The following is an 8695-nucleotide window of genomic DNA, read 5'->3' as shown; positions in this document are numbered from 1 at the left end:
GAATGTCGTGATGTTCCACGGCGTCCGGGCTGGTCAGCATGGCACTTTGCAGGTTGGCGTGCTGGGCGTTTGCAGAAGCCCAGGAGACATCATCGATCACCTGGAATCCCTCAGCGGTAAATGACGCAATATGCTGCCCTGAAACGGGCGTGATAGTATATTTATCAATCAGAACCAGATGCTCAAAGTCTTCTGCGTCTGTTGGTTCCCTCATGGTGATCGTAACAGCCACTTCATGACCATTTGCATCATAGGCATGGATGGCATGGATATTCGCACTTGTAGCGCCCCCGCCAAAAAATGATACCGTATCCGCAATACCCGGTAAGGTAAATTTAATTAACCCCAAATCCTCGTCATCAATGAAAGTATTTGTTCTAGGGTCAAGGCCTGGGTTACCGTAGCGGTACCAGGATATATCATCGCGTAGGTTTGCTCTTTCTGCCGATTCAACCTTCAGGCCTGAGTCTGTAGTAAAGTCGGTGAACTGATGGTCAGGGTGATTAGCCTGTTCAAAATCTTCAAAGCCAGACACACCCACCGGGGCTGTGTCAACATTCACCACAAAATTACCCGAATGCGCACTGGTATGGCCCGCCGCATTGGTTGCTGTCACATAGAAAGTGTGCGTACCGTCACTGCGTGCGGATGGCGTGAAGCTCCATGTACCGTCACTGTGAGCGGTGGTCGACCCCAGCAGGATTCGGCCCTCGTGCACTGTTACAATGCTGCCGGCATCCGCATGACCTTTCAGCTCCGGAGTGCTGTCATCCGTCGTGTCACCCGATTTGATGTCACCTTTAGAATCGCCCACATTATCGTATGCACTCGTGATAGTTGGCGTACCCGGCACCGAGGTGTCATCCTGATTCTCTGCCACAAACTCCACGTGGAATGTCACCGTTTTGCTGTGGTTTCCGGCGACGTCAACAGAGTAAGCACTGTAGCTGAATGTGCCGTAGTTGCCTGCGGCATAGCCCTGAGACAGCGTCCACTTACCGTCGAGCCCTGCTGTTACGCTGAAGCTGTAGCTCTCGCCAAATACACCTGTTGAACTGATGTACACGATACTGCCCGGCTCTGCCGTCCCGATAAGCACCGGCGTGGTGTCATCGGTGACACCCCCATTAGCGACCAGACCCGTCATTGTGCCCGCATCGTCCTCCAGACCTGCGATAGTCATCTCAGTATGGGTATCAACTACGAAAGCAAAGTTGTCGGATTTGTCACTGACGTTTCCGGCTGCATCTGTCGCAGTGGCAGTCAGGATATGTCTGTCATCACTGAGCGCTGATGATGGTGTGAAACTCCATGAACCGTCGCTGTGGGCAGTGGTGGAGCCCAGCAGAGTGTTGCCTTCGTACACTTTTACAGTGCTGTTCGCTTCAGCATGGCCTTTCAGCTCAGGTCTGGCGTCATCCGTGGTGGAGCCCCCTTTGAAGTCACCTTTAATATCACCAACATCATCGTGGTAACCCGTGATGGTCGGTGCATCCGGTGGGGTGGTGTCTGCCGCTTCAATGTTAATCACAAAGTGACCGGAGTGTGCGCTGGCATTGCCCGCTGCATCCGTCGCCGTCGCGGTGAAGTCATGTTTGCCGTCGGCACGCACAGGCGTGGTGTAACTCCAGCTGCCGTCTGCTTTGGCCGTTGTTGACCCCAGCAGGGTGCTGCCTTCGTATACTTTGACAATGCTGTTGGCTTCAGCCTGACCGTTCAGGGTTGGCGTGGTGTCGTCCGTCGTGCCGCCGTTGCTGTCAAAACCTTTAGAATCGCCGAAGTCATCGTAGTAATTAGCGATGGTTGGTGCATCAGGTGCGGTGGTGTCGTCCTGGTTTTCCCCGACCAGCGTTACCGTAAAGTCAGCACTGGTGGCCTTGTTGCCCGCGTTGTCCAGCGTCGTGACCCAGAAGCGGCTCTCGCCACCAAATTGCAACACCTGCCCGCCGGCCAGCTGATAGTCCCAGTGACCGTCAGTGGACGCCACCACCGAACCCAGAACGTACTCTTTCCCCGTGTACGGGTCGTACTGGTGGATACTTACCGTGCTGCCGGCTTCTGCTGAGCCGGACAGGTGCGGTTGTTTGTCATCCGTGGTACCGCCATTTTTGATATCGCCCGTCTGGCTGCCGTGGTCATCCACAACGTGCTCAATGACCGCAGGTGTGGTATCGGACGTATCAATAATCACCCCAAAGCCCGCAGACTTACCGCTGGTATTGCCTGCCGCATCCGTCGCGGTGGCGAAGAAGACGTGCGCGCCCTCACTGCGCTCAGACGGTGTGAAGTTCCAGTTTCCGTTCTTGTCTGCGGTGACTGAACCCAGCAGCGTGCTGCCGTCGTAAATCTTCACTACGCTTTTTGCGTCAGCATGGCCGTACAGGGTTGGCGTAGTGTCATCGGTGGTGGTGCCGTTGTTGCCATAACCTGTAGAATCGCCGGCATCATCGTAGTAATTTACGATAGTCGGTGCATCCGGTGGGGTGATATCCGGTACATCAATGTTCACCACAAAGTTGCCTGAATGCGCACTGGTATTACCTGCCGCATCTGTCGCAGTGGCGAAGAAGGTGTGTTTACCTTCGGCCAGCGCGCTGGAGACATCAAAAGCCCAGAAGCGGTCAGCACCCGCAGTCGTGGAACCAATCAGCACCGAACCCTCGTAAATTTTCACGATACTGCCCGGCTCTGCAACCCCTGCCAGCTCTGGCGTGGTGTCATGAAGTGTGCCGCCATTAGTCGCGCCTGAACCGTCTGTGGAGCCATCTTCCGCCGTGACAAATGCCCCGGAAATGAGTGGCGCATCTGGTGGGGTGGTATCCGTATCCGGCAAATCAATGTTCAGCACAAAGTTGCCTGAATGCGCACTGGTATTGCCAGCCGCATCTGTCGCGGTGGCGAAGAAGGTGTGCTTGCCTTCGGCCAGCGCGCTGGAGACATCAAAAGCCCAGCGGTGGTCTGCACCCGTCATCGTGGAGCCAATAAGCACCGAACCATCGTAAATTTTCACGATACTGCCCGGCTCAGCAACGCCTTCCAGCTCTGGCGTGGCGTCATGGAGTGTGTCGCCACTATTTGCGCCTGAGCCGTCTTTGGTGCCATCTTCCGCAGTGCCGTATATACCCGTTAATATAGGTGCATCCGGCGGGGTGATGTCAGGCGGGGTGTTGTCGTCCGCATTGCTGCCGGTCAGGGTCACCGTGAAGGCGTCGCTCGTGACGGTATGTCCATCTGTATCCACAGAAGAAACATGGAAAATATTTTCCGCACCGTGACCCGCCTGCATGGCCTGTTTGCCGGTGAACTGGTAGTGCCAGGTACCGTCATTACCGACGGTGATACGGCCAAGGGTGTAGGTTTTCCCTGTTGATGGACCATACATGGTGACAGTCACGACACTGCCGGGCTCACCGGTGCCGTGCAGCTCAGGCTGTTTGTCATCGGTTTTACCGCCGTCAGCCACCTGCCCGGTATGCAGGCCTACATCATCAATGATGTAGGAGATTTCCGGGGTGGCGAACACGTCGGCATTCGTGGCCACAGTTTCCACGCTGTAGCCTGCGCTGCTGTCGCTGGTTCCTATGGCATTGGTCGCCGTGGCCGTAAAGGTCCACTCACCCAAAGCGGCAGTAATGCTTTGCGCCGTGGTCAGTTGGTAGTCCCAGTTGCCGTTGCTGTCAGCCACCGCGCTGCCCAGTACCGTCGTCATACCTGAAGGTGAGGTCACGGACAGCGTCACTACGTCATGGGCGCCCGCTGTACCAGAAACGTCAGGATGGCTGTCATCGGTTTTACCGCCCTGCGCCACCACACCCTGATGGTCACCGGCATAATCGTGCACTTCGGTAATCACCGGGGCGGCGGGTGCCACGTCCTGGTCCAGTTCGGTGGTATGAATGGTGTAGGTATTGGACGGCAGCAGTTCAGTGCCGGCCGAGTCTAACAGGATGATCTGGAAGTCATAGGTTCTGCCCGGCTCCAGTGGCGTCGCCGGTTTGAAGGTCCAGTAACCCTCATCCCCGATGTCGGCATAGCCAACCACCACATTATTACAGAAAACCCGCAACGTCAGGCCGTCTCCCTCCGGAAGGCGACCCGAAAGGGTAGGCTGCAGGTCATCGGTGTATCCGTTATTGAGCACCGGGCCCTGAAAGTTGCCTGCGTAATCCATAATGGTGTCAATGCGTGCGAATGAGTCATGGTCAATGCCCGCTTCCACTGAGGTGTTCAGGTTATTGTTTTTTGTGCTGGACATAATATCCGCTACCTTTAAGTTGAGTTTTAGAATTAACCGCCCGGAAAGAGATAAAGAACGAAGCCGGGTGGCCTTTAGCTGAGAGCAGCAGGGTGCTGCCGGTAAGGAGGATATTAACGATTGGCGGAGCAGGGAATAATCATATTTAAAATAATGTAATGCCGAAATTGAAATAACAGTGGGGCAAAAATACACTGACTGGCATCTCATTGATTTAAATGACTTTACCTGGAATTGTTCATTTACAACCACAAACCAAAAGAGAAATTCAATAAAACAAAATAACAATACCGGATAATTCAGGTAACCCGTTTCCGTGCAAGGAAATCTGATTAAAGAGAATGATAAAAAATCCGGCGGGCAGAAAAAAAGGCCATCCTTTAATTCCTTAAAGGATGGCCTTCACAGAAGAAATTTCTGTATACTCTCACCGAAAATAACCCCTGAACACTCCTGTCCAGGAGAACGTCAAGTATAAAGGGAAAAGTCGAATCCAGATATTACAATAAATCGAAAGTGATATTTCTTAATTCTGAATAAAGCATTTAAAATGCCGCGCAACGAATACATTAAAACGTTCCGGTCAGTTTTATTAGGGGGGCGGGGACCGGTCGTGCCTTATGAGACCAGAGCATATCAAAATTGGTTTCTGATACCGCTTAGCGTGTTTTTTTGTACATCACCGGACGCCCCTTTACATGCTAAAATCCCTTGAGACAACAGAGTGCGTCTACCCGAAAAACAAAAAAATAGCGGGCAACACGCGATTAAATTTCATTATAAACGGCAGGTTACCTTCTAAACGTACGTTTTCTTTCCGTTGGCCCTTAAACCTTTGAAACTGAACACAGACATCGTGTTTTTTATCTGCCCAGTCCACACCAACCTATGCAGAAAATTGATTCGTCGCAGTCATTACCCACTCCTTTTCAACGAGGAATGGTATGCATTCCACACTCTACGAAAGAAATATAGCCAGCAGTTTATCTGCATGCCCTGAATCACCTAATAGCGTAAGTTTCAGGTATGAAAGTCTATAGCTCGCTCAAACCAGACTGTCAGATTTGATGATGTTGTACCTACGAAATGTGTCAGCCTAAGTTTGAGCTAATACTCCTCTGTCAGTGCCCCCACGTTGTGCCACCCGCCATCAACCCGCCTCAAATTGTACGCCGCCTGACAGGGCGGCATTCTTTTATCCATGAATACTTCCATCCCAAAGAACGACATTCCGCGCCTGCTGCGCAATCTGATCCGCATTGGCACCGTTGCCGAGGTGGATTTAGATGCGGGCACCTGTCGCGTAAATACCGGCGGCAACGTCACCGACTGGCTGCACTGGCTGACCTCCCGCGCGGGGCGTTCCCGTTCCTGGTGGGCACCGTCTATCGGTGAACAGGTTCTGCTGTTCTGCCTGGGCGGCGAGCTGGATACCGCCTTTGTGATGCCTGCTGTGTTCTCTGATGAATTCCCCTCCCCGTCTGCCTCGGCGGATGCTGTACATGTCACTTTCGCTGACGGCGCGGTGATCGAGTACGAACCCGAAACTGGCGCGCTGCTGGCAACCGGCATCAAGTCTGCCACGGTGAACGCTGCCGATAGGGTGGCGGTGACTGCTCCGCAGATTATCTGCACGGCGACAACGCGCATCACTCTCGACACGCCGGAAGTGGTCTGCACTAACAAACTCACCACCGCCACCATCGAGATAAAAAAGGCCGGCACCCTAACCGGCAACCTCACCCATTCAGGCGGGAGCATCACGTCAAACGGCGTGGTGGTTCATACCCATAAACACGGTGGCGTCCAGACGGGCGGCGGTCAGACCCAGGTGCCTTCATGACCAATGCAAAATACATCGGCCTGGCTCGCGATACGGGGCGCAGCGTCGAAGACCTGGCGCACATCAAGCAGTCGGTCAGCGACATTTTGCGCACGCCCGTCGGTTCCCGCGTCATGCGCCGTGACTATGGTTCACTGCTATCGATGCTGACTGACCGCCCGCAGAATGCGGCGCTGCGCCTGCAAATCATGGCGGCGTGCTACAGCGCGATCCTCAAGTGGGAGCCACGCGTCAGCCTGACCGGCATCACCTTTGAAACCACCTACGACGGCAAAGGCGTGGTGGAACTCACCGGCACCCGCAAAGACACCTCCGCCACCATTTCCTTAACCTTACCCGTGAGCTGAATTATGGCAACTATCGACCTGAGCCAGTTACCCGCCCCCGACGTGGTGGAGGTGCTGGATTACGAAATCCTCCTGGCGGAACGCAAAGCCACGCTGGTCTCCTTGTACCCCGAAGACCAGCAGGCCGCCATCGCCCGCACGCTGACCCTGGAGTCTGAGCCCATTGTGAAACTGCTGGAGGAGAACGCTTACCGCGAAGTGATCCTGCGTCAGCGGATTAATGAAGCTGCGCAGGCGGTGATGCTGGCTTATGCCACCGGAACAGACTTGGACAATATCGCCGCCACGTTCAGCGTGGAACGCCTGACGATCACGCCAGCGGATACGGTCAGCGTGCCCGCCGTGGAGGCAGTAATGGAAGGCGATGCGGATTTGCGTATCCGTGCGCAGCAGGCGTTTGAAGGGCTGAGCGTAGCCGGTCCGGTAGGTTCCTATGAGTATCACGGGCGCTCGGCTGACGGGCGGGTGGCGGATATTTCGGTGGTCAGTCCGTCGCCCGCCTGCGTGACGATTTCCGTGCTGGCACAGACCGGCAACGGCACCGCGCCCGCCGACCTGCTGGCGAAAGTTCAGGCCGCGCTCAATGACGAGAACGTCCGCCCCGTGGCCGACCGCGTGACCGTCCAGTCCGCCACCGTGGTCAGTTACACCATTGACGCCGTGCTGTATCTGTTCCCCGGTCCGGAAGCCGAACCTATCCGTGAAGCCGCTGAGGCAAAACTGATTGCCTACACCACCGCGCAGCACCGTTTAGGCCGCGACATCCGGCTGTCCGCCATTTATGCCGCGCTGCACGTTGAAGGCGTGCAGCGGGTGGAGCTGAAAAGCCCCGCCGACGACATCGAGCTGGATAAAACGCAGGCGTCATTCTGCACCACGTACACCCTGAAAGTGGGCGGTTACGATGAGTGACCGCCTGCTGCCCGCCGGTTCCTCGGCTCTTGAGGTTGCCGCCGCCGACGCCTGCGCCGCGCTTGAAAAGGTGCCGGTGCCGCTGCGGCAGCTTTGGGATCCGCTGGCCTGTCCGGCAAAGTTTTTGCCCTATCTGGCCTGGGCGCTGTCGGTTGACCGCTGGGATGAACACTGGCCTGTCGCCACTAAGCGCCGCGTGATTCAGTCGGCCTGGTTCATTCACTGCCATAAGGGAACCATCGGTGCCATCCGGCGCGTGGTGGAGCCGCTCGGCTACCTGATTAACGTCACCGAGTGGTGGGAAACGAATGACGAACCCGGTACGTTTCGTCTGGATATCGGCGTGCTGGAAACCGGCATCACCGAAGAAATGTATAACGAGATGGAAAGGCTGATTGCTGACGCCAAACCCGCCAGCCGCCATCTCATCGGCCTGACCATCACCCAGGACATTAAAGGCGATGTTTACATTGGCGCAGCGCAGTACGTCGGCGAGCTGCTGACCGTTTACCCCGCATAAGAGGACGTTATGAGCAGATTTAAATCCGTCGTCACCACGCTCGGGCAGTCGCGCATTGCGGCAGCCATGGCGGCGGGGACTGACATCAACATTACGCAGCTGGCCGTCGGCGACGGCAACGGCAAGGCGACCACGCCGGTCGCCACGCAGACCAAACTGGTCAAAGAGGTGTACCGCACGCCGCTCAATTCCTTAAAGCTCGATCCCACTCATGGTAACTGGGTGATTGCTGAGGCGGTGATTTCCGCCAGCGTCGGCGGTTTCTGGATGCGCGAAATGGGGCTGTTCAGCAGCGACGGCGGGCTGATTGCCGTCTGCAATATGGCTGATACCTATAAACCGACCCTGGCGGAAGGTTCAGGCCGCACGCAGACGTTACGTATGGTGATTGCCGTCAGTAATACCGAAGTCATCAGCTTGCTGATCGACGACTCGGTGATTATGGCGACTGAGCAGTATGTGAATGACCTGCTGGCTGCGCATGAGAAATCCCGTAACCACCCCGACGGGACGCTGACGGCAAAAGGATTTGTTCAGCTGAGCAGCTCGGTCAGCAGTACCAGCGAAACGCTGGCGGCGACGCCAAAGGCGGTGAAGAACGCCAATGACAATGCAAATACGCGCGTACCGTCCACCCGCAAGGTAAATAATAAGGCGCTGAGTGCTGACATTACCCTGGAATCGGCGGACGTCGGGGCAATGAGCAATCTGATGCTGGCAACGGACACGACGAAGGTTAAACGTCTGGATGACCCGTCCATTATTGACGTCACCAATCCCATCAGTATTTCTGCCACGTTTGCAGACCACCCTCTGGG

The 8695-nt window shown here is 55.5% G+C and carries 6 protein-coding genes; 5 read left to right on the top strand and 1 reads right to left on the bottom strand.

Features of this window, described 5'->3' with window-relative positions; translation table 11 throughout:
* On the bottom strand, nucleotides 1-4255 hold a 4255-nt coding region (locus D6C13_RS24710), incomplete at its 3' end, for an Ig-like domain-containing protein (protein WP_208642947.1).
* Between the two features lie 1201 nt (nucleotides 4256-5456).
* Between D6C13_RS24710 and D6C13_RS24705 the strand changes: the two genes are divergently transcribed.
* From D6C13_RS24705 to D6C13_RS24685, 5 genes are all read left to right on the top strand, one after another.
* A complete protein-coding gene (locus D6C13_RS24705; RefSeq protein WP_120135269.1) occupies nucleotides 5457-6098 on the top strand; it encodes a phage baseplate assembly protein V in 642 nt (213 codons plus the stop codon).
* Nucleotides 6095-6445 (top strand): GPW/gp25 family protein, encoded by a 351-nt coding sequence (locus D6C13_RS24700; protein ID WP_120135268.1) that lies wholly within the window; start codon nucleotides 6095-6097, stop codon nucleotides 6443-6445. Before D6C13_RS24705 ends, D6C13_RS24700 begins: the two co-directional genes overlap by 4 nt.
* A 3-nt stretch (nucleotides 6446-6448) precedes the next feature.
* Nucleotides 6449-7357 carry a baseplate assembly protein gene (locus D6C13_RS24695; RefSeq protein WP_120135267.1) on the top strand — a complete coding sequence of 303 codons (909 nt, stop codon included), beginning with the start codon at nucleotides 6449-6451 and terminating at the stop codon, nucleotides 7355-7357.
* Nucleotides 7350-7877, top strand: coding sequence for a phage tail protein I (locus tag D6C13_RS24690; RefSeq protein WP_120135266.1), 528 nt, complete (start codon nucleotides 7350-7352; stop codon nucleotides 7875-7877). Before D6C13_RS24695 ends, D6C13_RS24690 begins: the two co-directional genes overlap by 8 nt.
* Nucleotides 7878-7886: 9 nt before the next feature.
* Nucleotides 7887-8695: phage tail protein (locus tag D6C13_RS24685; protein ID WP_244212796.1), on the top strand; the 809-nt coding region annotated here is incomplete at its 3' end.

This window comes from Rahnella woolbedingensis, from assembly GCF_003602095.1.
GTDB lineage: Bacteria > Pseudomonadota > Gammaproteobacteria > Enterobacterales > Enterobacteriaceae > Rahnella > Rahnella woolbedingensis.
Note: the sequence above shows the minus strand (reverse complement) of the source record. Positions and strands in the feature narration are given on the sequence as shown.

Bases quoted from the DNA above. Each gene is read 5' to 3' on its own strand.
- D6C13_RS24695 (WP_120135267.1), top strand. From the start codon at position 6,449: ATGGCAACTATCGACCTGAGCCAGTTACCCGCCCCCGACGTGGTGGAG.
- D6C13_RS24705 (WP_120135269.1), top strand. From the start codon at position 5,457: ATGAATACTTCCATCCCAAAGAACGACATTCCGCGCCTGCTGCGCAAT.
- D6C13_RS24690 (WP_120135266.1), top strand. From the start codon at position 7,350: ATGAGTGACCGCCTGCTGCCCGCCGGTTCCTCGGCTCTTGAGGTTGCC.
- D6C13_RS24700 (WP_120135268.1), top strand. From the start codon at position 6,095: ATGACCAATGCAAAATACATCGGCCTGGCTCGCGATACGGGGCGCAGC.